The 23,983-nt window shown below is 41.4% G+C and carries 22 protein-coding genes; 2 read left to right on the forward strand and 20 right to left on the reverse strand.

The features are described 5' to 3' along the window. Nucleotides 1–2: 2 nt before the first annotated feature. The 9 genes from sdbB to M9H69_RS06010 all read right to left on the reverse strand — a co-directional run bounded on the left by sdbB (nt 3) and on the right by M9H69_RS06010 (nt 11,287). Nucleotides 3–548: a thiol-disulfide oxidoreductase-associated lipoprotein SdbB gene (gene sdbB, locus M9H69_RS05970; protein WP_000755589.1), complete on the reverse strand. Its 546-nt coding sequence runs from the start codon at nt 546–548 to the stop codon at nt 3–5. A gap of 11 nt (nt 549–559) precedes the next feature. After that, on the reverse strand, nt 560–1,267 hold the full coding sequence (gene ccdA2, locus M9H69_RS05975) for a thiol-disulfide oxidoreductase-associated membrane protein CcdA2 (protein WP_000443808.1): 708 nt from the start codon (nt 1,265–1,267) through the stop codon (nt 560–562). 127 nt (nt 1,268–1,394) lie between these two features. After that, nucleotides 1,395–2,255 (reverse strand): methionyl aminopeptidase, encoded by an 861-nt coding sequence (locus tag M9H69_RS05980; RefSeq protein ID WP_061453536.1) that lies wholly within the window; start codon nt 2,253–2,255, stop codon nt 1,395–1,397. A 15-nt stretch (nt 2,256–2,270) separates the two neighbouring features. Next, nucleotides 2,271–3,548, reverse strand: a complete 1,278-nt coding sequence (spxR, locus tag M9H69_RS05985; RefSeq protein WP_250315065.1) for a CBS-HotDog domain-containing transcription factor SpxR — start codon at nt 3,546–3,548, stop codon at nt 2,271–2,273. Continuing rightward, a complete protein-coding gene (locus M9H69_RS05990; protein ID WP_250315066.1) occupies nt 3,541–4,092 on the reverse strand; it encodes a GNAT family N-acetyltransferase in 552 nt (183 codons plus the stop codon). Before M9H69_RS05990 ends, spxR begins: the two co-directional genes overlap by 8 nt. Nucleotides 4,093–4,107: 15 nt before the next feature. Continuing rightward, entirely contained in the window at nt 4,108–5,367 is a 1,260-nt protein-coding gene (locus tag M9H69_RS05995; protein ID WP_084940757.1) for a UDP-N-acetylglucosamine 1-carboxyvinyltransferase, read from the reverse strand. Between the two features lie 159 nt (nt 5,368–5,526). Then, a complete protein-coding gene (pyk, locus tag M9H69_RS06000; protein ID WP_061598500.1) occupies nt 5,527–7,032 on the reverse strand; it encodes a pyruvate kinase in 1,506 nt (501 codons plus the stop codon). Between the two features lie 64 nt (nt 7,033–7,096). After that, entirely contained in the window at nt 7,097–8,104 is a 1,008-nt protein-coding gene (pfkA, locus tag M9H69_RS06005; protein WP_000820879.1) for a 6-phosphofructokinase, read from the reverse strand. 81 nt (nt 8,105–8,185) lie between these two features. Then, nucleotides 8,186–11,287, reverse strand: a complete 3,102-nt coding sequence (locus M9H69_RS06010) for a DNA polymerase III subunit alpha (RefSeq protein ID WP_250315068.1) — start codon at nt 11,285–11,287, stop codon at nt 8,186–8,188. Nucleotides 11,288–11,673: 386 nt separating this feature from the next. Between M9H69_RS06010 and M9H69_RS06015 the strand changes: the two genes are divergently transcribed. Continuing rightward, nucleotides 11,674–13,947, forward strand: a complete 2,274-nt coding sequence (locus M9H69_RS06015) for a Xaa-Pro dipeptidyl-peptidase (protein WP_250315070.1) — start codon at nt 11,674–11,676, stop codon at nt 13,945–13,947. 18 nt (nt 13,948–13,965) lie between these two features. Next, nucleotides 13,966–14,436, forward strand: coding sequence for an arginine repressor (locus M9H69_RS06020; RefSeq protein ID WP_001043015.1), 471 nt, complete (start codon nt 13,966–13,968; stop codon nt 14,434–14,436). Between the two features lie 35 nt (nt 14,437–14,471). On the opposite strand, the gene M9H69_RS06025 is transcribed toward M9H69_RS06020, so the two are convergent. The 11 genes from M9H69_RS06025 to M9H69_RS06075 all read right to left on the reverse strand — a co-directional run bounded on the left by M9H69_RS06025 (nt 14,472) and on the right by M9H69_RS06075 (nt 23,925). Beyond that, complete coding sequence (locus tag M9H69_RS06025; protein WP_250315071.1) at nt 14,472–14,636, reverse strand: hypothetical protein; 165 nt, start codon at nt 14,634–14,636, stop codon at nt 14,472–14,474. 9 nt (nt 14,637–14,645) lie between these two features. Continuing rightward, the gene (gene obgE, locus M9H69_RS06030) at nt 14,646–15,956 is read right to left on the reverse strand and encodes a GTPase ObgE (RefSeq protein WP_250315072.1); all 1,311 of its coding nucleotides are present in this window, start codon (nt 15,954–15,956) and stop codon (nt 14,646–14,648) included. A gap of 71 nt (nt 15,957–16,027) precedes the next feature. Continuing rightward, nucleotides 16,028–16,162: a DUF4044 domain-containing protein gene (locus M9H69_RS06035; RefSeq protein WP_000863851.1), complete on the reverse strand. Its 135-nt coding sequence runs from the start codon at nt 16,160–16,162 to the stop codon at nt 16,028–16,030. 30 nt (nt 16,163–16,192) lie between these two features. Then, nucleotides 16,193–16,381, reverse strand: coding sequence for a PspC domain-containing protein (locus tag M9H69_RS06040; RefSeq protein ID WP_000735791.1), 189 nt, complete (start codon nt 16,379–16,381; stop codon nt 16,193–16,195). 20 nt (nt 16,382–16,401) lie between these two features. Then, on the reverse strand, nt 16,402–17,727 hold the full coding sequence (locus M9H69_RS06045) for a glycosyltransferase family 4 protein (protein WP_250315073.1): 1,326 nt from the start codon (nt 17,725–17,727) through the stop codon (nt 16,402–16,404). Nucleotides 17,728–17,735: 8 nt separating this feature from the next. Then, nucleotides 17,736–18,779 (reverse strand): glycosyltransferase family 4 protein, encoded by a 1,044-nt coding sequence (locus M9H69_RS06050; RefSeq protein WP_180382661.1) that lies wholly within the window; start codon nt 18,777–18,779, stop codon nt 17,736–17,738. Nucleotides 18,780–18,891: 112 nt separating this feature from the next. Continuing rightward, complete coding sequence (locus M9H69_RS06055; RefSeq protein WP_000331934.1) at nt 18,892–19,221, reverse strand: metal-sulfur cluster assembly factor; 330 nt, start codon at nt 19,219–19,221, stop codon at nt 18,892–18,894. Between the two features lie 14 nt (nt 19,222–19,235). Further along, complete coding sequence (gene rpoD / locus M9H69_RS06060) at nt 19,236–20,345, reverse strand: RNA polymerase sigma factor RpoD (RefSeq protein ID WP_000201892.1); 1,110 nt, start codon at nt 20,343–20,345, stop codon at nt 19,236–19,238. 2 nt (nt 20,346–20,347) lie between these two features. Further along, a complete protein-coding gene (dnaG, locus tag M9H69_RS06065; RefSeq protein ID WP_250315074.1) occupies nt 20,348–22,108 on the reverse strand; it encodes a DNA primase in 1,761 nt (586 codons plus the stop codon). 195 nt (nt 22,109–22,303) lie between these two features. Further along, a complete protein-coding gene (locus M9H69_RS06070; protein WP_033605668.1) occupies nt 22,304–23,062 on the reverse strand; it encodes an ABC transporter ATP-binding protein in 759 nt (252 codons plus the stop codon). Next, nucleotides 23,059–23,925 carry an ABC transporter permease gene (locus tag M9H69_RS06075; RefSeq protein ID WP_250315075.1) on the reverse strand — a complete coding sequence of 289 codons (867 nt, stop codon included), beginning with the start codon at nt 23,923–23,925 and terminating at the stop codon, nt 23,059–23,061. The genes M9H69_RS06070 and M9H69_RS06075 overlap by 4 nt, the downstream gene beginning before the upstream one ends. Nucleotides 23,926–23,983 lie beyond the last annotated feature (58 nt).

Consider the following 23,983-nt stretch of genomic DNA (forward strand, 5'->3'; position numbering starts at 1 on the left):
CTTTATTTCATTTCTTTAAAAGCCGCTTCTGCATCTGCATTGCTAATAGCACCGAACTGAATTTTCCCAATTTTACCTTGACTATCAATCAAGTACTCTGTCGGAATACTACGAATTTGGTAGGCTTGAAAGGCAGTTGCTTGGGTATCATACAAGACTGGTATATCCTTATACCCTTGCTCTTGAAACCATTTTGGAAAGTCTTGAACTGTTTTTTCACCTTGTAGACCAGGTGCAATGACACTCAAGATTTCAAAGTCTCGATCTTGTTTGGCAGCTAATTCCATCAACTCAGGCATGCTTTTTTTACATGGTCCACACCAAGAAGCCCAGAATTTCAAATAAACTTTTTTCCCTTTATAGTCTGATAACTTCACTTCTTTGCCATCCATAGACTGCAAGGTGAAGTCTGGTGCATCCTTACCGACTGCGATTTGTTGTACAGCGGGTTGTTTTGGACTGCTTGTCTGTTTGGTTTCTTTTTCACCACAGGCAATCAACAAGAATAGAGACATGAGGCTCAATCCAGCAAAAATAACTTTTTTCATTTTTTCTCCTTTTATCCAAGAATTCCTGACAAGGCATTTAACTGCCCTAGCATTAATAATAATCCCATCAAAATAATCAAAGCTCCCCCGATTTTCTTTAGTAGAATCATATGGGGTTTTAATTTACTAAAATAGGGCATAATCCAGCCCGAAGCCAAGGCCAAAAGAATGAAAGGAAGGGCCATTCCCAATGTGTATACTAATGTTAACACGGCTCCTTGCCAAGCACCATTGCCACCTGAAGCTGCTAGGGCCAAGACTGAACTTAAGACCGGTCCGATACAAGGGGTCCAGCCAAAACTAAAGGTTATCCCAAGTAAAAAGGCTGATAGATAGTGATTAGACTTAGATTGTTTGAAGGTGACTGTCTTTTGAACTTCCAGTTTATTGAAATGCAAGATTTCCATCTGGTGAAGCCCTAAAAGAATAATGACTATTCCCATAGCATAACGAAACCAGGCTGCATAGAGCATGTGCCCTAGGAATCCAGCTCCAAATCCTAAAATAAAGAAAATTAGGGAGATTCCTGCAATAAAGCACAAGGTCCGAATTAAGCCTGACCAGGCAACGTCTCTTCCAAAAAAGCGAAAGCTTTTCGAATTTCCCTGATCATCCAGTAAAATACCAGCATAGACAGGTAGCAAAGGAAAGATGCAGGGTGAAAAGAAGGACAGAATACCTGCTAAAAAAACGGATACTAGAAATATAATCGACTCCAACGAATTACCTACTTTCACAAAATTCTAATCTTATTTTACTACAAAAGAATAAATTTGTAAGAAGTCTGCTACGCTTATTGATTTTGACTAAATTTGACACAAAAAAAGGAGCTAAGCTCCCTTTATCTTAATACGTTCCTTCTTCACCTTGACTAGTCAAGATAACTGGACCGTCTTTGGTAATCACGAACTGGTGTTCATATTGGCAAGATAGACCGCCATCAATAGTCTTATGAGCCCAGCCGGTCTTCATATCTGTATCGATTTCCCAATCACCAGTATTGATCATGGGTTCAATGGTTAGTACCATTCCTTCACGTAGACGAAGACCACGGCCTGCAACACCGTAGTTAGGGACCATTGGCTCCTCGTGCATAGTTGGACCAACTCCGTGACCAACCAAATCACGCACGACACCATAACCGCGACTTTCAGCGTATTCTTGAATTGCTGCACCAATATCGCCGATACGATTGCCAACAACCGCTTGCTCAATCCCTATATACATAGCTTCCTTGGTCACATCCATCAAGTTTTTCACTTCTTCAGAGGGGGTACCAACCGCATAAGCCCAGCACGAATCTGCTAGACCACCAGTATAACTTTGCGTGTATTTTTTCATTTGCTCAACATTATTAAAGTTGAGTTTTGACACATTGAGGTCGGATTTGGCAATCGGACCACCTAGAACCATGTCAACCTTGAGCAAATCGCCATCTTTTAAAATGTAATGACGTGGAAAAGCGTGAGCTACTTCGTCGTTGAGAGAGCAGCAAGTGGCATAGGGGTAATCCATGACTGCACCATCTACCCCAATCTGTAGAGGAAGGAAATTCTCCTCTTTGCATCGGCGACGAACATACTCTTCTACTTCCCACATATCCACGCCTGGCTTAATCAAATCACGTAAGCCGATATGGATACTAGCGAGGAAATCACCTGCCTTGTCCATGGCTTCGATTTCACGTGCTGATTTTAAAGTTATCATTTTTTCTCCTAGATTCTAATTAATTTTAACCGTAACATTTGCTTTTGAAACAATCTGATGACCATGATAAATATCATAATCAATAATGGCTGAGCGTCTCGTGTGGTGAATAATGCGAGCCTGAATCCGCAAAGTATCATCTATCTGTACAGCCTGCAAGAAATAAATCAACATCTGTTCAATGATGAGATTACGTCCGCTATTCACAACGAGATCTTGTGTCATGTGGTTGAGGATTTCAGCCAAGACTCCATTAGCAAGAACCCCATTTTTCTCCAACATGAAGGGCTCAACAGTTATGACGACTTCATCATGATGATAAGAGAGTTTTTGCCCGATTTGCTCTGAGAAAGTTGGCAAGGCAGAAACTTGGGAACGGCTCATCTTTTCCATGACATCTCGTCGTGTTACGACACCGAGTAGGGTTTGGTTGCTTCTGACAACGGGAACCATCTCAAAGTCTTCTGCGATCATTCGTTGACTGACATTGGCAATATTGGTCGCCAATCCTGTTACGAAGATACTGCGCGTCATCACCTTGTCAATCGTCGTGCTGGGAGACTTGTCTCCTGCGTCACGCATAGTAACAACCCCAACAACCACTTGGTATTGGTTAACGACTGGAAAACGGCTACTTCTGTTCTTACGAACCAAGTCTAGATAGTCTTTGACTGTATCCGTTTCTCTCAAAAAACCATACTCGTGACTGGGACGATAGAGCTTTTCAACTGTCAGAATATCAGTTTTGATTTGAACATTTGAAAGGGCCTTGTTAATCATGGTTGCTACTGTAAAAGTATCATGTTTACTTCTCAGGACTGGAATATTTTTTTTATTGGCCATCTCAAGAACATCATCCTGAACATGAAAACCACCTGTAACGAGGACCGCATTTTCATTTTCCAAGGCTAGAAGTTGAATACGAGTACGGTCACCTACGATCACAAGACCACCATCATGGAGATAGGACAGGATATTCTGCTCTGTCATGGCCCCAATGGAAAATTTGCTAAACTCTCTCTCTAGCCCTTCCTGGCCGGCTAAAACTTCAGAGGAGGTGACTTCAGCAATTTCAGCATAGGTTAGCCGTTCAATAGCCACTTTTTTTGGCTTAACTCGTATGGTTCCACTACGTGGTCGAGTTTCAACGATGCCACGATTTTCAGCTTCTTTGATAGCTCGGTAGGCGGTTCCATCACTAACACCTAGATGATTAGAGATACTGCGAACACTAACTCTTTTCCCAATTGGCAGCTCTTCCAGATAGGACAAGATTTCCTGGTGTTTACTCATTGAATTCTCCTTTTATATATCGAAATTCAAGATAGTCTCTCATTTTTCGTGTATAGCGGTCGCTCCCCTTAAACTGTCGGACGAGACTAAATCCCGATTTTAAGGCTACTTTTTGACTAGCCTGATTCTCCAGATGAGTGATGATGGATAATTGTTTTAAACCAAATTCTTCAAAGGAAAGCTGACAAAGCTTGGTAACTACTTCTGTCATATAACCTTGTGACCAAGAATCCTTTTTTAAGAAATAACCAATTTCTGCTTCTTTTTTGATTTCATCAATCTTTTCAAATTTAATAGAGCCAATCATTTCCTGATTTCCTTGGAGAAAAATTGCCCAAACACCTAGAGGAGCCTTCATAAAATAGTTGGCAAGCGCGTATTGACTTTCTTCTAAACTTGATTGACTGGGAAAAATAAACTGCAAATTTTCTGGATTGGAAGCAATCTCGTAAAATGCTTGACTGTCACTAAAAAAGAAAGGACGCAAATACAAGCGCTCCGTTTCAAAAAAAGAAAACATTGCTAATTTGGTCCAAATATTCATAATCACCTCAACGGTTTAGTCTTCAACGAGTGTAATATCCGCTCCCAGACTACGCAATTTCTCAATAATATCTGAGTAGCCTCGCAGGATAAACTCAATATTTGTAATTTCAGTTTTACCTTCAGCCATCAAGCCAGCAATAACAAGCGCTGCACCAGCTCGCAAGTCTGTAGCTTTTACGCTTGCCCCGTGCAATCTACGACCACCATTGTAGATAATATGATCATTTGTAGTCATAATATCCGCATCCATTTTTGCTAATTCAAAAACATGGTTAACACGTTTTTCATAAATCGTATCAATAATGGTTCCACGACCTTGAGCAGTCAGCAATAGCGGAGTTATTGGCTGTTGCAAATCAGTTGCAAATCCAGGATAAGGAGCTGTTTTGATATTGATGGCCTTCAAATCAGACTGCTCTTCAACGAAGATACTGTCTTCTGAGACCGTCATATGAACGCCCATTTCCTCTAGTTTGGCGATAAAACCTTCTAAGTGCTCATAGAGAACGTTGTTAATACGGATTCCTTTTCCTACCGCTGCAGCAAGTGAAATATAGGTTCCAGCTTCGATACGGTCTGGAATGACTTGGTGACGCGTTCCATGAAGTTTCTCAACACCATCAATAATGATAATATCAGTCCCTGCACCACGAATGTGAGCGCCCATATTGTTCAAAAGGGTAGCAACATCGATAATTTCCGGTTCACGAGCCGCATTTTCAATGACAGTACGCCCCTTAGCTTTGACCGCAGCAATCATGGTGTTAATCGTTGCACCAACGCTGACGGTATCCATGTAAATACTTGCGCCATGAAGTCCCTTACCTTGGGCAGATAAATTCATATTATCTCCCTCATAGCTAACTTTAGCACCCATGGCCTCAAAGGCTTTTAAGTGAAGATCAATCGGACGAGGCCCCAGATCACATCCACCAGGAAGTCCAACTGTAGCTTCACCAAAGCGACCTAAGAGACTTCCGTAGAAATAATAAGAAGCACGCAAGCTATTGATCTTACCATAAGGCATAGGAATATTTTGAACACCTCTTGGATCAATCTCCAAGACATCGTCATAACGCTTAACAGTCGCCCCCATAATTTCCATGATTTCGACAAGACTAGCAACGTCTGAAATATCTGGAACACAATCTAAAGTGACAATATCATCTGATAAGATAATAGCTGGAATAAGTGCTACAACACTATTTTTAGCACCGCTAATGGTGATCTCACCTTGCAATGGACGTCCACCATTGATGACAATTTTTCTCATGTTTTACTCTTTCAAAATTTACTAAAAAGGTCTTTCCGTTCTATTATACCATAATTTTCATTTTTTTCCCATTCCTATTGATTAAACATTCCATTTCGATAAAAAAAGGCCTATCACACAAGCGATAAAGCTTGATATGACAGGCTTTGTAATGTTAGATTAACGTACTGTACGGATACGCATTGTGTTTGTACGGATAGCTTCGCCAAGTGGTACACCTGCAACGATAACAATATCATCACCAGATTCTACCAAACCTTGCTCAACTGCAATTCTTTCAGCGAGATCAAACATATCATCAGTGTTTGATGGGCGATCAGTTGTTACTGGAATAACTCCCCAGTTAAGCATCAAACCACGCTGAGTCAATTCATCGAAAGTGATTGCCAAGATATCAGCATCTGGACGGTACTTAGAAATCAAACGAGCAGTGTGACCTGTCTTAGTAAGAGTAACCACCAACTTGATATTCATAGAATTTGTCGCATCCTTAACAGCTGAAGCCATAACCTCAGTCTTAGAATTACGTGGCAAGTTAACAGATGACAAGCGACCGTATTCTTTTAAAAGAGTTTGAGCATTTTTGTCAATAGTTGCCATCGTAGTAACTGACTCAAGTGGATATTTACCATTTGCAGACTCACCTGAAAGCATTGTAGCATCGGTTCCATCGATAACAGCGTTAAACACGTCTGATACTTCTGAACGCGTTGCACGTGGTTTTTCAGTCATGGTTTCAAGCATGTTTGTTGCTGTGATAGAGACTTTACCAGCTGCATTTACTTTTGTGATGATCATTTTTTGGTAAACTGGAACCATTTCGAATGGTACTTCGATACCCATGTCACCACGAGCAATCATGATACCGTCAGCAGCTTCAATGATTTCATCCAAGTTGTCGATACCTTGTTGGTTTTCGATTTTAGCGAACAATTGAACGTGACCATTACCAGTTTCTTCACAGATTGCACGAACTTCGTTTACGTCTTTTGCAGTACGGACGAATGAAATCGCGATGAAGTTAATACCTTGTTCAAGACCAAAGCGGATGTCAGCGTTGTCACGCTCAGCAAGTGCTGGGAAAGGAATCTTAGTATTCGGGATGTTTACACCTTTTTGCTTAGCAATGATGCCGTCATTTTCAACTTCTACTTCAAATTCACGAGTTGAGTCATCCTTACCAATTACGCGAAGTCCAAGTTTTCCGTCATCAACAAGCACTTGTTTTCCAATCTCAACGTCATCATAGATGTCAAGAGCACCAGCAACGTTTAAAGCAATCACATCGCGAGTTGATTTGATTCCTTGTTTAGTTGCAACACGGATTTTTTCACCAGTTTTGTATGAGTACTCTTTAGCTTCACCTTCGAACAATTCAGTACGGATTTCTGGTCCTTTAGTATCAAGAAGGAAACCAACTTTTTTACCTGCAAGTTTTTCTGCAAGTTTAACAGTTGCCATACGTTCACCTTGTTCTTGGTGGTCACCGTGTGAGAAGTTGAAACGGAAAGTGTTAGCTCCCGCTTCAATCAATTTAGCAATGTTTTTTGCTGAAGCTTCAACGTCAAGTTTTTCACCCCAGTATCCGTCATCACCGAATTTCTTTCCACCACGGATTTCAACCGCAGGACCCAAAGTTGCAACGATTTTTACACGTTTATTCATGATTTGTGACTCCTTTATATAATTTGACCTTTTATGGTCATTTTACCAGATTAGTTAAAGTTGATTATGACAAGCTCTTGTTCAAGCTAGCAAGTTCAAGGTCAGCTTTGTGAGGGTTGTTAACAACGATTTTGCCATCAGCTGTTAGGCTGAACAAGGCTCCTTCTTCTGCTGTTCCAAGAATTGGGTTTTCAACCATTTTTTCGTTACGGATACCAACAGCGACACCACCGATTCCTTGTTTGAGAAGTTTAACAGCGTGTGCTCCCATACGTGACGCTAATACACGGTCACGAGCGGTTGGTGAACCACCACGTTGGATATGTCCAAGCTCAGTCACACGAAGGTCACTAGTATCTCCTGCTTCCTTGAGTTTCTTACCGAATTCATCGGCTGACATAACCCCCTCGGCCAAAACGATGATGTTGTGTTTTTTACCGCATTCATAACCAGCTTTGATACTAGCTACGATATCTTCCATCTTGAAGCCTTCTTCAGGGATAATGATTTCATCAGCACCAGTTGCAATACCTGCCCAAAGTGCGATATCACCAGCATTACGTCCCATTACTTCAACAACGAAAGTACGACGGTGACTTGATGATGTATCACGAATCTTATCGATTGCATCCATTGCAGTAGTAACTGCAGTATCAAATCCGATTGTGAAGTCAGTACCTACGATATCGTTATCGATTGTACCTGGAAGCCCAATAGCAGGGAATCCATGTTCAGTCAAGCGCATAGCTCCGTGATAAGAACCGTCACCACCGATAACAACGACACCTTCAATACCGTGTTTTTTCAACTGCTCAATCCCTTTAAGTTGGCCTTCAAGTTGTGCAAACTCAGGGTAACGAGCAGAGTGAAGGAAAGTACCACCACGGGAAATGATGTCTCCTACTGAAGCAGCATCAAGTGGATAAATTTCGCCGGCAACCATACCTGCATACCCATCATAGATACCAAAAACTTCCATTCCTTCTGAGATTGCTTGGCGAACTACTGCACGGATGGCAGCATTCATACCAGGGGCATCTCCACCACTGGTCAAAACAGCAATACGTTTCATTTGGTTTTTGCTCCTTTTCCTTTTAACATTCTTACTGATTATACCACATTTAAATCGAAAATTCTTCTATTTTTTGTATTTTTAGCGATAAATCGTTTTCATGGTGATTTCCTTTAATTTCTCCTGTAAGGCAAGCTCTTTTTTTACAAAATGCCGTGTAGAAACAACTGTTTTTTGCTCCTCTTCATACCTGATAATCACAGGAATTGGGCCTTTGTATTGTTCTAGGATATTTGAAATCTCTTTATCGTATTCATGATTTTTAACTTGGATCCAGAATCGTTCCGCTACTGCTTCTTTCAAATCTTGTGCAATCATTTGCAGACGGCCATCTCGAGATTGAACTTTGCCATTGATGTAGTAAAATTTCCCTTCAGATAGGATAGAGGCGAATTTTCGATACTGATCCGAAAATACAGTCACATCCATCCGAGACTTACTATCATGAACCTGTAGAAAGGCCATATTCTCGCCCTTCTTGGTTCGAATCACCTTTAGTTTTTGCACTTCAACTAGAAGAGTGGCTTGAGCCCCCTCGGTTAGATTAGCGATCGGGGTCGTCGGATATAGGGCTTGTTTGGCAAGAGTTTGGAGAGGATGGGCACTGATACCTACCCCAATCAATTCCTGCTCCTTATAAAATTTCTCCGCCTCTGTAAAATCATCAGCCTCAGTCCAACTATAGGTTGTATCCGCAAAGAGACCTCCCAACTCCTCAACAAAGACAAATAAGTTTGGTAGGTTTACTAAGATTTTCTGGCGATTCTTGTCAAATTCATCAAAAAGCCCTAGTTCAACCAAAGGTGTCAAAAGCGAAAGTTTCTTGTAATTCTTGGGGAGACGCGTGACGAAATCTTCCACACTTGAAAAAGGACGATTTTCGATGATCCAGTAAGAAAAATCTCTTGGCATGCCCTTAATGGCTTTTAGACCAAGATATATTTTCTTCTGAGCAATTTTATCGTGATAGGGAATGCTATTGATTGCTAACGGGGCCACTTCAAAGCCCATCTGCAATGCATCCACAATGTAATCACTGCTTGAATAATTCAACATGACTTGAAAGAAAATAGCAGGATAGTGCGTCTTGAAATAAGCTAGCTGGAAAGCCAGCGCTGAGTAGGCATAGGCGTGGGATCTGTTAAATCCGTAGCCCGCAAACTTTTCCATCACTGCAAAAACTTGGTTGGCTTTTTCTTCTGTATGCCCAAGTTTCATAGCTCCTGTGATAAAATCTTCCTTCATTAAATGCATCTCTTTAGCATTTTTCTTACCCATGGCTCGTCTGAGAATGTCAGCTTTACCAAGACTGAAGCCTCCAAATCGCTGAGCAACCTGCATGACCTGTTCTTGATAGAGCATGATACCATAGGTTGATGACAGAATGTCCTCCAAGGCTGGGTCCAACACCGTCACCTTTTCTTTGCCGTGCTTACGAGCCACAAAATTATCGATATAATCACTTGCTCCTGGTCTATTGAGGGAGGTTGTGGCTACTACCTCTTCGAAGACTTGTGGCTGAACTCGTTTCAAGAGTCGAATGGCACCAGGTTGTTCAAATTGGAAAATCCCCTTTGTATTTCCAGCAGCAAAGAGGGCCAGAGTTGCTTTGTCTTCCAAATCAATCTCTTCGATTTTCAGATGAACACCTTCTGACTCAGCCAGTAATTCCTGCATTTTTTGGACAAAAGTTAAGTTACGCAGACCTAGGAAATCCATTTTTAGAAGGCCATTTGCTTCAACTGAATGTGCATCATATTGGGTGATTAGCATGTCCTCACCGTATTTTAGAGGAATATAGTCCGTCAAATCTTGGTCACTCATAACGACTCCTGCCGCATGGATAGAGGTCTGACGAGGATATCCTTCAATCTTTCGAGCAATCTCAAAAGCTTTTTGGTATTCAATCTTGCTATTGATGACCTGTCTAAATTGCAAATTCTTTTCATAGGCCGTCGTTAGCGTATCTCGGAAACTGATTTTTTTCGTAATATTTGTTAATTCGTACTCTGGAACGCCATAGCGTTTGAAAACATCACGAATCGCTTGTTTTGCTCCAAAGGTCGAATAAGTGACAATTTGTGCCACGTGTTGACTGCCATAGCGATCACGAACATAACGAATGAACTCTGGTCTATAGAGGTCAGGGATGTCGATATCGATATCGGGCATGGTATAGCGCTCACGATTTAAAAAGCGTTCGAAAATCAGGTTCTTTTCAACCGGGTCAATTCCTGTGATATCAAGCGAGTAAGCCACTAAGCTACCCACAGCAGAACCACGTCCCATTCCCATGTAATATCCTTGGGAACGTCCAAAACGGAGCAAATCCCAAACTACAAGGAAATAGTCGTCAAATCCCATATCATGAATCACAGCTAATTCTTCATTCAGTCGCTCACGATAGATAATTGAGGTTAGCCCCTTGTCACTCAAGCCTTGCTCAGCTCTTGCTCGAAGCTCTTCCACCGCTGGTCTTTCAGGATTAAAGCGAGGGAGTTTTAAACTTGGATCAAGTTGGTAGCTAACATTCTCTATCAAACCTTGTAGATTGGCAAGTGCCTGAGAGAAGCGATTTTTAAACCGAGCTTCTAAATCTGAGGCAGGTAAAAAAATCCCTTGTTGTGAATGCACATCCACTTCCCTAAGACTGACATTGTCCTTGACTGCCGACAAGATTTGCAAAACTTGTATATCTTCTTTTTCAAAAGAGTTGACTTGATAGAGTGGAAGAATCGGTCTGGTAAAGACTTCTTGAGGAGTATCTGTACTGACACCGATAAAATAATCATGCCCCAAATCCAGTCGTTCGACCCCATTAAAATAGGGAACAATAATGGCCACATCTTCGAGGTGGGAGGTGAAGTCAGACCAATTTTTCCGTCCAGTCATTTTTAAAGTGGATAACTTCATCAACTCTTGATAGCCTTTAGTGGATAGGGCTAGAAAACGAAGAGAAATATTCTCCTCATCTTTGATCAAGGTCATTTCAAGACCAATTAAAGGTTGGATTCCATATTTTCGAGTCACTTCTAAAAAATGATAAGCCCCATAGAGATTATCCACATCCATGATAGCAAGGTGAGAATAGCCATACTCTTTAGCCGTTTGTACATATTTTTCAATCGAAACCACACTTTCCATAAAACTATAAACAGTCTTGGTGTCAAGCTGTGCAATCATTTCTTCTCCTCCTTGCTTTCGTTTTACTACTATTATACCATTTTAAGTTGGATATTGAAGCAACTCGGATGCTTTCTTTTCAACATCAGCATTTACAACCTCTCCGTCTTTCTTCCCTTTAATTTTTAATATTATAAGATGGATTTGAATATCATTTTAGACAATTTTATACTAAGTAAAGTATAATAAAGCCGGACTCTATATGCAATTTCACATATAAAAAATTCTAAGAAAGGGCTTTTTATTATAGTATTTATTCATCATTTTATAATAACTTACTAAATAGGTATTCCGCTTCACGAAATTTATTGCATTAAAGTTTATTTATTCCATTTTTCCTTATTTTTTGATATAATAAATTCAGTCTGTTTTCAAAGGAGAGAACCATGCGTTTTAATCAATTTAGCTATCTTCCGACCTCTAGTTCTCAACAATTAGATGAATTAGCAAGTCTTGGTCTGAAATTGTCACCTCATCTGCCCTTAAAAAAGCAATTTGAAGACTTCATCCGCTGGAGTTTTTTCACTTATTCTAACACGGATTATGCCTTATCCACTTTGGCCGCGGATAACGAAACAGATCTATTAACTTTTTTCCAATCAGAGCGTGATTTAACTGCTGATGTTTTCTACACGGTAGTTTTTCAACTTTTAGGGTTTAACTATCTTGTTGACTTTGAGGACGCCGAACAATTCCGTAAAGAAACTGGATTTCCTATTGTTTATGGAAATCTCATCGAAAATCTTTATCAGTTACTCAATACGCGAACGAAAAAAGGAAATACACTCATCGACCAACTGGTTAGTGACGGACTCATTTTAGAAGACAATCACTACCACTACTTTAACGGTAAGAGCTTGGCAACCTTCTCTACTCATGATGTCATTCGTGAAGTCGTCTATGTCGAAAGTCGTGTGGATACTGATAAAGACGGTCTCCCTGACTTAGTCAAGGTCAGCATTATTCGCCCGCGTTATGATGGACAGATTCCTTCAGTTATGACTGCCAGCCCTTATCACCAAGGGACCAATGTCAAAGCTAGCGATAAAGCTCTCTACAAAATGGAAGGAGAACTTGAGGTCAAACCTGCCCACACCATTGAGCTTGAGGAGCCTAAGCTGAATTTAGTCGAGCCTCTCGGCCAAGCTGAACTCGTCTCTGAAGCTGAAGAAAAGTTAGCTCATATCAATAGCTCATACACCCTCAATGACTACTTCCTCCCACGAGGATTTGCCAATCTCTATGTATCGGGTGTTGGTACCAGGGATTCCCAAGGTCTCATGACTAATGGGGACTACCATCAAATTGAAGCATATAAAAACGTGATTGACTGGCTTAATGGTCGTTGCCGTGCTTTCACGGATCACACACGCAAACGGCAAGTCAAGGCTGACTGGTCAAACGGCAAAGTCGCAACGACAGGAATTTCCTATCTAGGGACCATGTCCAATGGACTTGCGACCACTGGTGTTGATGGCTTAGAAGTGATCATCGCAGAAGCAGGTATTTCCTCATGGTACAACTACTATCGGGAAAATGGTCTGGTGACTAGCCCAGGTGGTTATCCAGGTGAGGATTTTGACTCACTTGCTGAATTGACCTACTCCCGTAACCTCCTAGCCGGTGACTATATCCGCGCTAATGAAGCTCATCAGGCAGACTTAGAGAAGGTTAAAGAGAAACTCGATCGCAAGACTGGTGACTACAATCAGTTTTGGCATAACCGCAACTATCTGCTCAATGCTCATAAGGTTCAAGCTGAGGTCGTCTTTACGCATGGTTCTCAGGATTGGAACGTCAAACCTCTTCATGTTTACCAGATGTTTCATGCCCTTCCAACTCATATCCACAAGCACCTCTTTTTCCATCATGGTGCCCATGTCTATATGAACAACTGGCAGTCAATTGACTTTCGCGAGTCCATGAATGCCTTGTTAAGTAAGAAATTGTTAGGACTTGACTCAAGCTATCAACTTCCGACTGTTATCTGGCAGGACAATACCGAACCGCAAAGTTGGCAGAGCCTTGATAACTTTGGCAAACAGAATAAACTGCATACTTTCTCACTCGGAACTGAGGAAAAAGTGATTCAAAACCAGTATGATCAAAAAGATTTTGATCGTTATGGCAAGACTTACCAAACCTTCAACACCGAACTTTACCAAGGAAAAGCCAATCAAATCACCATTGACCTTCCAGTAAGTCAAGGCATTCACTTAAATGGGCGAGTGGAGCTGAAACTTCGTGTCAAATCAAGTACAAATAAAGGCTTATTATCTGCTCAACTCCTCCAACTAGGACAACAGAAGTACCTTCAACCCTATCCAGCAGTTCAATCAGTCCGAACAATTGATAATGGTCGTTACCACATGTTAGAAAATCTCTGTGAACTGCCATTCAATCCAAGTGCTCAACGTGTCATCACTAAAGGCTACCTCAATCTTCAAAACCGAGATGATCTCTTGACAATCGAAGAAATCCAACCAAATGAATGGATGGACTTCAAGCTAGAGCTTCAACCAACTATTTACAAACTTAAGGAAGGAGACATTCTCCGCTTAGTGCTCTACACAACAGACTTTGAGATTACAATTCGAGATAATACAGACTATCACTTGACTGTTGATTTAGCACAATCTACTATCACTATTCCCTCATAAAAGGAGCTATTAACACTTATGAACAAATCTGAACACAGACACCAACTTATTCGTGCCCTCGTTTCAAAAAATAAAATCCATACCCAAGCGGAATTGCAAGCCTTGTTAGCCGAAAACGATATCCAAGTTACACAGGCTACCTTATCACGCGATATCAAAACCATGAACCTTTCAAAAGTACGAGAAGAAGATCATTCTTACTACGTGTTAAATACAGGCTCTATCTCCAAGTGGGAAAAACGTCTTGAAAATTATATGGAAGATGCTCTTGTTATGTTGCGTCCTGTCCAACACCAAGTTATTTTGAAAACCTTACCCGGTTTAGCTCAATCATTTGGATCTGTAATTGATTCCTTGGACTTTCCAGATGTCATTGCAACGCTTTGTGGAGATGATGTCTGCATGATTATCTGTGAGGATGCTACAAAAGCGCAAGCTTGTTTTGAAAGTCTTAAAAAATATGCACCACCATTTTTCTTTGGTGAATAACACAATTCCCGTGATCAAAAAATCACGGGAATTTTTTATTTCTTGGACTGTGTTTCTTCTTTCTTTGTACGTGCTAATCGAAGGGCACGTTTAGGGTTGAGACGATTAAACAATTCTTCTAGTTTCTTTTCATTCCATATATCTGCTGCAGAAACAAAATTTCCATCTGCATCTCGGAATGATATCGGTTTATCTCCCATATCAATCTCCTAGTCTACAAATTCAAACTCAAATTTACCGATGCGAACCAAATCACCATCTTTGGCTCCACGCGCACGAAGGGCTTCATCAACCCCCATACCACGAAGCTGGCGGGCAAATTTCATAACTGATTCGTCACGGTCAAAGTTGGTCATGTTAAAGAGTTTCATGAGTTTTTCACCAGAAAGTACCCATGTCGCATCATCATCACGACTAATCTCAAAGGTTTTTTCTTCCTCGTGAAAACCGTAGTACGCCTCTTCTTCCATATCAGACTCATCATAGATTGGAAATTCTGGAGTCTTGTCTAACAATTCAGCTGTCGCATCCAAAAGAGTTGACAAACCTTGCTTGGTCAATCCAGAAATAGGGAAGATGGCTGGAAGTTCCTCAAACTCGTCGTAGTTTGCTGCTAACTTTTCCTTGAAAGTTTTAAGATTTTCCTGACTTTCAGGCATATCCATCTTATTGGCTACGATGATCTGCGGACGTTCCATGAGACGAAGGTTGTAGGATTCCAATTCTTTATTGATAGCAAGGTAATCCTCGTAAGGATCACGTCCTTCGCTAGCTGACATATCGATGACATGGAGGATAACTCGTGTACGTTCGATATGACGGAGAAACTGGGTTCCAAGACCAACACCTTGACTAGCCCCTTCAATCAAACCTGGAAGGTCAGCTACTGCAAAAGATTCACCTGACTGTGTACGAACCATACCCAAATTAGGGACAATCGTCGTAAAGTGGTAAGCACCGATTTTGGGTTTAGCTGAAGTAATGACACTGAGCAAAGTTGACTTGCCGACAGATGGGAAACCGACTAGACCAACATCTGCTAAGATTTTCAATTCCAGTTGCAACTCACGTTCTTGACCTGGCTCTCCATTCTCAGAGATTTCAGGCGCAGGATTTTTTGGTGTTGCAAAACGGATATTCCCACGACCACCTCGACCGCCATGAGCCACGATAAATTCTTGACCATGTGCAATCAAGTCTGTAATGACTTTACCTGTTTCTGCATCACGTACAGTAGTTCCCTGTGGCACACGAACACGAAGGTCTTCTGCACCATGTCCATGCATCCCTTTGGTCATTCCTTTTTCACCAGAATCAGCCTTGAAATGACGGTTATAGCGGAAATCCATCAAGGTGCGCAAGCCCTCGTCTACTACGAAAACAACGTTACCTCCACGTCCACCATCACCACCCCAAGGACCGCCATTTGGGACATATTTTTCACGGCGAAAGGCAACCATGCCATCGCCACCATTACCAGCCTTGACCTTAATCTTGGCTGTATCTAAAAACATACTCATATTTTCTTCTCACTTTAAAAAGGCTGGGGAAAACCCAGTCATTAGTTATTGTTTCTATTCTCGCAGCTTGCTTAGAATCTGCTAAATGCTCCAAGCGCTGTCGCAAAGATACCAGCAAGGGTTACAAACAACATGATGAGCACGACAACAAGCGTCACTTTCTCAAACAATGTTTTTTTACGTTTCCCATTATCTCCAAAAGCCATAACTTCTCCTTTTCACTTTATAATTCTAGTTTAATAGTCTGTCGAAACTGGTGCAACCACCCATAAAATGATGTAAGCAAGGATTCCTGCTCCATAACAAAATGCAAGAACACCCCAAACAACACGAACAATTGTTGGGTCAATATCAAAATAATGGGCAACTCCTGCACAGACTCCACCAATTATTTGATTTTTTCCACTTCGCATTAATTTTTTCATAATATTTTCCTCTTATTCTATTATTTGAATTCATCTTTCCAATAATCTCTGATGCTGGATAATTGCTTCCGAGAAGCCCGCAAAATACGCTTAGACTCTTTTACTGGACTTGTAACAGCCTGTTGGGGTAGATATAAAATCGTTTTCAAGAAGCGCTGACTGACAGGTTTTCCATCATGCAATTCATGTTCAAAGTTATTTGAGATAATGGCATCGAGGTAAAACTCATGTACTCGTTTTCCAAAGTTTTCAGCCGAAATTTCGTACAACTTATCCGCCAACTTTTGTTCAGACATATCCGGAGTGGCGATTAAGGCTTCAAGGATGGCCCCTGCTAACTCCTGTTCTCCATAGTAGAGGGTTCCAAACATTTTGTCACTGATCAGGTTATCAAGATAAGGATTGCCATGAGCAATGACGGGTGTTCCACTGGCTAAACTCTCTAGATAAGTTAATCCTTGGGTTTCACTAGTAGAGGCAGAGATGAAGAAATCTGCAGCCTTATAGTATAAAGCTGTCTCACTTGGAGCAATCATCCCTGTAAAAATCACATGTTTTTGCAGGTTTAATTTCACTGCTTGCTCTTTCAGACTGTCCAGATAAGGACCATCTCCAGCAACGACCAGCTTTACTTTATCTTCTTCTTTCAATACTTCAGCAAAAGCATCTAGAACTGCTTGGATATTCTTCTCGTAAGAAATACGCGAAAGGCTCAGTAGCATTTTCTCGTCTTCCTGAATACCTAACTTCGAACGAAGTTCTTGCAAGTTTTCCCCTTTAATCTCAGGCCGTTCAAACTTAGCTAGCTCAATTCCGGTTGGAATGACACGTTTTTCAACCTTCACTTTGTATTTAGATAAAAGGTCCCGGACAATCTCGCTAGGACAGATTACTCCATCTACATCACGAAGGAAACCACGTACCAGATATTTTACCATACTTGGACGAATCAACATCCCCTTAGCAATATAATGCACATAGTCTTCGTACTGGGTATGGTAAGTATGGATAACAGGAATTCTCAATTCTCGTGCAATCCAAATCCCTAATAATCCAAGTGAAAATTCTGTCTGGGTGTGAATGATATCGAGTTGATACTGCTTGGCGATTTCAAGTGCCTTTGTAAAACCTCGATAGGCAAATCGTCGATCTTTAAATGCAAAGAAAGGGACACTCGGAATTCGAATAATTTGCCAATCCTCGTAGCGATTCACATCTTTATCTGTTGTTGTAAAGATAAAAACTGCATGGCCTTGCTTCTCAAGCTCTGTCTTCAAGGTTCGAATACTGGTCGCAACCCCGGAAACCTGAGGAAAATAGGTGTCTGTAAATAAACCAATTCGCATAGATTACCTCACTTTTTACCTAGAGCAGCCTGTTCCCGATAAAATTTTAACCAAATTCCCAGTAAACGCTCTTCCGAATACTGCTTGGATATCCTTTTCGCTTTTTCTTTCAATTCTTTCAACGCTTCAGGATTTTCTTTATATTCTAGGATTGCTTCTCTCATCTCAGAGACATCACTTGTAGCACGATAATCTCCCTCAAGAATGACCTTATACAGGTCCAAATCCCTTAACATAATAGGAGCCTCGCAACTAGCTGCCTCTAAGATGGTCATAGGGAATAGTTCATTATAGCTAGGTAGTAAGAACAAATCAGCTAAAGCATACAGTTCCCGCATCCTCTCCGGTGACACAATACCTGGGAAAATTAGATTTTTAGGTGGATTATCCATAATCTTCTTATAGCGTTCATAACCATCTGTTATTCCACCAAATGAAAAACCACCAGCCCAGATAAAGGTAATTTCTGGCAATTCCTCCGCAAGACGAATAAAGTCATCAATTCCTTTACGTTTCTGGACCTGACCTGCACCGATAACAACAAACTGTTCTTCAGCTAAATCCATTTCCTGACGAAGTTTTGCTACTTGGTCAGCTGGCAATGGATGCCATTTTTCTTTATTTACAAAGTTTGGAATATAGGTTACTTTTTCACGTGGAATACCCGCAGCAACTAGATCCTCTATAAACATGGGATTAACCACCACTAGGTGTTCCATTCGGTTGTAAAAGGAAAAAACATAGCGTTTGACAATTCCTTTTAGGAAAAATGGAATCTTCAAACTCCCCTCAAGCGTATCAGGCAAAAAATGCACATAGCCAATTTTTCTCCCAGAGCGTTTCTTTTGGAAAGTAGATAAATAATAGGGGAAATCAATGGTATGAAAGTGGGTTACATCTGCCTCTACAGGAAGATTCTCCGTAACAATCAACTGATCTTTGGCATCACGATGAAGTAGACTCACCAATTCACGGTAGGCTCCTGACACTCCTTGACCAGCCACCTTTTCACTTGAACTTAGCATATTAATACGCAATTTTTTGTTTTCCATACTACTCATTATACCATTTTATTTCAAGAAAATCAGTAAAAGAAAGAAGAGACCAGAGGAAAATGGAGGAGCCCCTCTCTTTTCCAATCGTCTCTCGCAATTTTCCAATCGATTACTTAATTCCTAGGGCGATACGCGCATAGCGACTCATTTTTTCAACCGTCCATGCTGGATACCAGACCAATTTGACTTCGATATTGGTTACCTCAGGAACCTCTGTCATCGCATCGTGTATCTGATCTGTTAAGAGGTCAGCCAGCGGGCACCCCATAGTTGTCAAGGTCATATCAATTTCCGTGTGACCTGTTTCACCATCAAAACGAATCTCATAAATCAAACCTAAGTTGACAATATCAATTCCCAACTCAGGGTCGATGACCTCTTCCAAGGCAGTCAAAATACGAGTTTTAATCGTTTCAATTTGCTCTTCTGTATAAGCCATATTATTCCTCACTCTTAGTCTTCAATAAAATCACGAAGGGGCTTGCTGCGACTTGGTTGGCGCAATTTTCTCAAAGCCTTGGCCTCAATCTGACGGATACGTTCACGAGTCACGTTAAAGACTTTACCAACATCTTCAAGAGTACGCATTTTCCCATCATCTAGCCCGAAGCGCAAGCGCAAGACGTTTTCTTCACGGTCTGTGAGAGTATCCAAGACTTCATCCAACTGCTCACGCAAAACGATACGAGTTGTGTAGTCTACTGGATTTTCAATCACTTCGTCTTCGATAAAGTCCCCAAGATGACTATCGTCCTCTTCACCAATCGGTGTTTCAAGCGATACTGGTTCTTGAGCGATTTTTAGGATTTCACGCACCTTGTCAGGTGTCATATCCATACGCTCAGCGATTTGTTCAGGTGTCGGATCTTGCCCCAATTCTTGAAGGAGATTCCGCTGTTCACGGACAAGCTTGTTAATGGTTTCCACCATGTGGACAGGGATACGAATAGTACGCGCCTGATCAGCGATGGCACGAGTAATCGCCTGACGAATCCACCAAGTTGCATAAGTTGAAAACTTGAATCCTTTTGAATAGTCAAACTTATCCACGGCCTTCATCAAGCCCATGTTTCCTTCTTGAATCAAGTCAAGAAACTGCATGCCACGTCCTACATAGCGTTTAGCGATGGAAACCACCAAACGAAGGTTGGCTTCCGCAAGACGTTGTTTAGCTTCGATATCACCTGCTTCAACTGCTAGAGCCAATTCTTTTTCCTCTTCGTTGGTCAAGAGAGGAACAACCCCGATTTCCTTCAAATACATACGGACAGGGTCATTAACCTTGGCTGAAGTTGAGCCAATCAAGTCCTCATCACTGAGTTCTGGTTCTTCTTCTGCACTAAGCACACGCGCACTTGGATTTCCTTCGTTATCTGTGATAGAAATTCCAGCATCCTGAATCCGTTGCAAAAGGTCTTCAATGCCATCTGCATCCAGGGTAAAAGGAATAACCAGACTTGAATTGATTTCGTCGTCTGTTGCTGTTCCTGTTTTTTTGTGGTTACGGATAAAATCTGCTACTTGCACATCAAATGTGGTTACTTCTTTTTGTTTTGTTGCCATTATTACTCCATTCTTCTCTTTTGGGAAATCAATCGTTGCAATTCTTCCAAGGCTGTGTCTGTATCTCCTACATGACTAGCTTCCTGCACTTTCTTTTTAATTCTTAAGTTGTCCTTACTGAGGAGGGCACGGTTTCGAGTCGCTTCGACTTCCACTAGCTCCTGAGGCGACATCTCAGCTGGCAAATCCAGACTAAGCACGTGGTACCAAGCATTTTCAACCTCAGGCGTCTGATGAGAAAGCTCCTCTGAGCCGATTTGTCCCTCTACACTTAATAATTCGTAAAGAATCTGAAATTCTGGGGTATCAAAGAAAAAATCTTCTCTTAATCGATAGTCATTTAAAACAAGTGGATTCTCAGCCATCCTATAAAGGAGATGAGCCTCTGCTCTCATGACTGCTGTCAGTTGCCGCGTTACAGGTAAACTAATCGCTGCCGGAGGTTGCTCCTCTTTGACTCTTTCCTGCCTTTGAACAATCCGACTTTCATTTACAATCTGCTCCACCTGCTGGTAATCAAAAGAAGGTAGATTATCCGCCAGAATGTGGATATAGGAATTCTGGGCGGTGATAGACTTTTCCTTGGCGATTAGGGGCGCAATCTTTTCAATAAATTCGATTTGTGCCTGCAAGTTGTCACTATTTTCTGGCTTGAGCTGGTGAATATAGAACTCTATAGGACTAATCCGAGTCTTGGTTAAAAGGTAAGCCAGGTCTTCAGCAGAATTCTTTTGCAAATACTCATCTGGGTCCATGGCATCAGGTACTCGAACAACCTCAACTGAGAAATCTTTTAATTCTTCCAGAGCTTTGGCTGTCGCTGCCTGCCCTGCCTTGTCGCCATCATAGCTGAGAACAATTTTTTTGGTAAAGCGTTTGAGGTGCTCAACATGCTCCTTACTTAAGGCTGTCCCCATAGAAGCTACAGCATTTTCTATACCAGCACGGTAGGCTGCAATCACATCCATGAAGCCTTCCATCAGATAGAGCTCTGTAATCTTACCTGTTCCCTTTTTTGCCTTGTCCAAATGATACAATTCGTAACTCTTGTTAAAAATTGCAGTCGAACGACTATTTTTATACTTGGCAGTCTGACTATCCGTTTCTTGCCAGATACGACCTGAAAAGGCAATAACCTGCCCCTTGTCATTGGTCAAAGGAAAGATGATACGCCCGAAAAAAGTATCATAAAATTGATTGCCATCTGACAGATAAAACAAGCCCGAATCCAATAAATCCTTTTCCTCGAACTTGTCAGCCAAACGTTGATAGAGATAGGTTCTCTCTGCTGGAGCCAGTCCAATCTGGAAGTGCTTCAGAACATCATCTGTCAATCCACGTTTGTAGAGATAAGCCCTTGCTTCTCCTCCCATCTTGGTCGTCATGAGAATTGCATGGTAAAAACGTGCAGCTTCTTCATGCATATCATATAAAGCTTGATGAGGGGAAGCCTGTTGAGGACGAGACTGGATAGGCGTGGCTAGTTGAATACCGACGCGCTCACCTAAGAGCTGAACAGCTTCCATAAAGGATACACCTTGGTATTCTTCGATGAACTTAAAAACATCTCCTGAACGACCACATCCGAAACAGTGATAAAACTGCTTGTCTTCCACAACGTTGAAAGAAGGGGTCTTCTCACCATGAAAAGGACAGAGCCCTAAATAGTTCCGTCCAGCCTTTTGTAAAGAAATCACGTCGCCTATGACTTCCACAATGTTGGTATTGTTTTTGATTTCTTCAATAACTTGCTTGTCAACCATACACAATACCTCCATCTTATCATAGTTTTACGTTAACTAGTATAGCTTATTTCTGAAAAAAAGTAAACCATTTCATACTCTTTCCGGAATTCTCTTTGCTATATTTTTCCATATTAAAATGGAAGATAAAAAACTCAGAAACACTTTCAGGCTTCTAAGCTTTTATTCACTATTTTTGATGATAATTTAACTCATCTATTCAAATAATTGATAGTAGTCTGAAATCTTCATCTTAGCTTTTTCTTCTTTATTGAGGTCTTGGATGATACGGCCTTCCTTCATGACAATCAGACGATTGCCATACTTGAGGGCGTCTTCCATATGGTGAGTAATCATCAAGGCTGTCAGATGGTCTTTGCTGACAAATTCATCTGTTAATTCCATCAAGGCCACACTGGTCTTTGGGTCAAGGGCTGCTGTGTGTTCATCCAACAAGAGTAACTCTGGTCGTTTCAAGGTTGCCATCAAGAGACTCAGTGCCTGACGCTGACCGCCTGAAAGAAACTCAATCGGAGTGTCGAGATGTTTTTCAAGGCCATTTCCCACTTTTTCAATGGTTGCCTGAAACTCCTCACGGTGACTTGATAGCCTTCTAGAAAGGAGGCCTCTCTTCTCACCACGAAACTTGGCAATCAAGAGATTTTCCGCCACCGTCATACGAGGAGCCGTACCCATTTTAGGATCCTGAAAGACACGAGACAAGTACTTAGCCCGCTTCTCAGGTGAAAAATGCGTCACATCCTCCCCCATGATACGGATACTTCCACTTGTTAAAGGTAGGGTACCTGCAATAGTGTTAAAAAGAGTTGACTTCCCAGCTCCATTTCCACCTAGGATGGTAATGAAATCATGTTCAAAAATTTCAAGAGAAACATCATTCAGAATGATTTTTTCCTCGTCAAAGCCATTCGTGATGACTTTGGTAGCATTTTTTAATTCTACAATTGCTGTCATTTGCTAAACTTGACTCCTTTCAGGTATTTGCTTTTGAAGGTTGGAATCATAAGGCAAACTGCCAAGATTAAAGCGCTATATAGTCGTAAATAACTTGTATTAAATCCAAGGGCAATCACTCCCCAGACGAGGAACTGATAAGCGATAGAGCCTATAACAATTGTCACTAAACGTTCCGCCAAAGTCAGACTCTTGAACAACACCTCACCAATAATCAAGCTAGCAAGACCTACGACAATCACTCCAATTCCTCGCGAAACATCCGCATAGCCTTCTTGTTGAGCAATTAGGGCTCCTGCAAGTGCGATGATCCCATTTGAGAGAACCAAGCCCATGAGTTCCATACGTCCCGTATTGATACCAAAGCTACGAGCCATATCAGGATTGTCACCTGTAGCGATGTAAGCCTGACCTAGTTTGGTATCAAGGAAAAAGAGCATAAGGCCAATAACAAGGGCAACAAAGATAAATCCAGTCAAGAGTTGATTGAGGTCTGAGTCGAAAGGTAAGACATCCTGAATTTGCTTGGTCCCAAGAAGCCCCAGATTGGCACGTCCCATAATCATCAGCATGATGGAATGGCAAGAAGTCATGACCAAAATCCCTGATAAGAGAGTTGGTATTTTACCTTTGGTGTATAAGAGACCTGTTGCCATACCAGCTAGGCAGCCTGCTCCTACTGCGGTCAAGGTCGCTAAAAATGGATTGACTCCTTGTGTTATCAAGGTTACAGCTACTGCTCCCCCTAGTGGGAAAGAGCCCTCAGTAGTCATATCTGGAAAATTCAAAATTCGAAAAGTCATAAAGATTCCCAAACCTAGAATCGCCCAGACCATCCCCTGTGAAATAATGGATACTATCATAATCTTTCACTCATTTCTTTCTTTAGTAAAAATGGGAGGAGATGTGTCCAGCTCCTCC

The sequence above is a fragment of the Streptococcus oralis genome (assembly GCF_023611505.1).
GTDB classification, from domain to species: Bacteria; Bacillota; Bacilli; order Lactobacillales; family Streptococcaceae; genus Streptococcus; species Streptococcus oralis_CT.

Coding starts and splice junctions, on each gene's coding strand:
- M9H69_RS06045 (WP_250315073.1), bottom strand. CDS start 17,727: ATGCGAATTGGTTTATTTACAGACACCTATTTTCCTCAGGTTTCCGGG.
- M9H69_RS06075 (WP_250315075.1), bottom strand. CDS start 23,925: ATGATAGTATCCATTATTTCACAGGGGATGGTCTGGGCGATTCTAGGT.
- sdbB (WP_000755589.1), bottom strand. CDS start 548: ATGAAAAAAGTTATTTTTGCTGGATTGAGCCTCATGTCTCTATTCTTG.
- M9H69_RS06015 (WP_250315070.1), top strand. CDS start 11,674: ATGCGTTTTAATCAATTTAGCTATCTTCCGACCTCTAGTTCTCAACAA.
- M9H69_RS05980 (WP_061453536.1), bottom strand. CDS start 2,255: ATGATAACTTTAAAATCAGCACGTGAAATCGAAGCCATGGACAAGGCA.
- M9H69_RS06070 (WP_033605668.1), bottom strand. CDS start 23,062: ATGACAGCAATTGTAGAATTAAAAAATGCTACCAAAGTCATCACGAAT.
- spxR (WP_250315065.1), bottom strand. CDS start 3,548: ATGAGTAAACACCAGGAAATCTTGTCCTATCTGGAAGAGCTGCCAATT.
- pyk (WP_061598500.1), bottom strand. CDS start 7,032: ATGAATAAACGTGTAAAAATCGTTGCAACTTTGGGTCCTGCGGTTGAA.
- M9H69_RS06035 (WP_000863851.1), bottom strand. CDS start 16,162: ATGGCTTTTGGAGATAATGGGAAACGTAAAAAAACATTGTTTGAGAAA.
- M9H69_RS05995 (WP_084940757.1), bottom strand. CDS start 5,367: ATGAGAAAAATTGTCATCAATGGTGGACGTCCATTGCAAGGTGAGATC.
- M9H69_RS06010 (WP_250315068.1), bottom strand. CDS start 11,287: ATGATTGCACAGCTTGACACCAAGACTGTTTATAGTTTTATGGAAAGT.
- M9H69_RS06040 (WP_000735791.1), bottom strand. CDS start 16,381: ATGAAAAAATTAATGCGAAGTGGAAAAAATCAAATAATTGGTGGAGTC.
- rpoD (WP_000201892.1), bottom strand. CDS start 20,345: ATGGCAACAAAACAAAAAGAAGTAACCACATTTGATGTGCAAGTAGCA.
- pfkA (WP_000820879.1), bottom strand. CDS start 8,104: ATGAAACGTATTGCTGTTTTGACCAGTGGTGGAGATGCCCCTGGTATG.
- M9H69_RS06050 (WP_180382661.1), bottom strand. CDS start 18,779: ATGGAAAACAAAAAATTGCGTATTAATATGCTAAGTTCAAGTGAAAAG.
- M9H69_RS06020 (WP_001043015.1), top strand. CDS start 13,966: ATGAACAAATCTGAACACAGACACCAACTTATTCGTGCCCTCGTTTCA.
- M9H69_RS06025 (WP_250315071.1), bottom strand. CDS start 14,636: ATGGGAGATAAACCGATATCATTCCGAGATGCAGATGGAAATTTTGTT.
- M9H69_RS05990 (WP_250315066.1), bottom strand. CDS start 4,092: ATGAATATTTGGACCAAATTAGCAATGTTTTCTTTTTTTGAAACGGAG.
- M9H69_RS06055 (WP_000331934.1), bottom strand. CDS start 19,221: ATGGCTTATACAGAAGAGCAAATTGAAACGATTAAAACTCGTATTTTG.
- dnaG (WP_250315074.1), bottom strand. CDS start 22,108: ATGGTTGACAAGCAAGTTATTGAAGAAATCAAAAACAATACCAACATT.
- obgE (WP_250315072.1), bottom strand. CDS start 15,956: ATGAGTATGTTTTTAGATACAGCCAAGATTAAGGTCAAGGCTGGTAAT.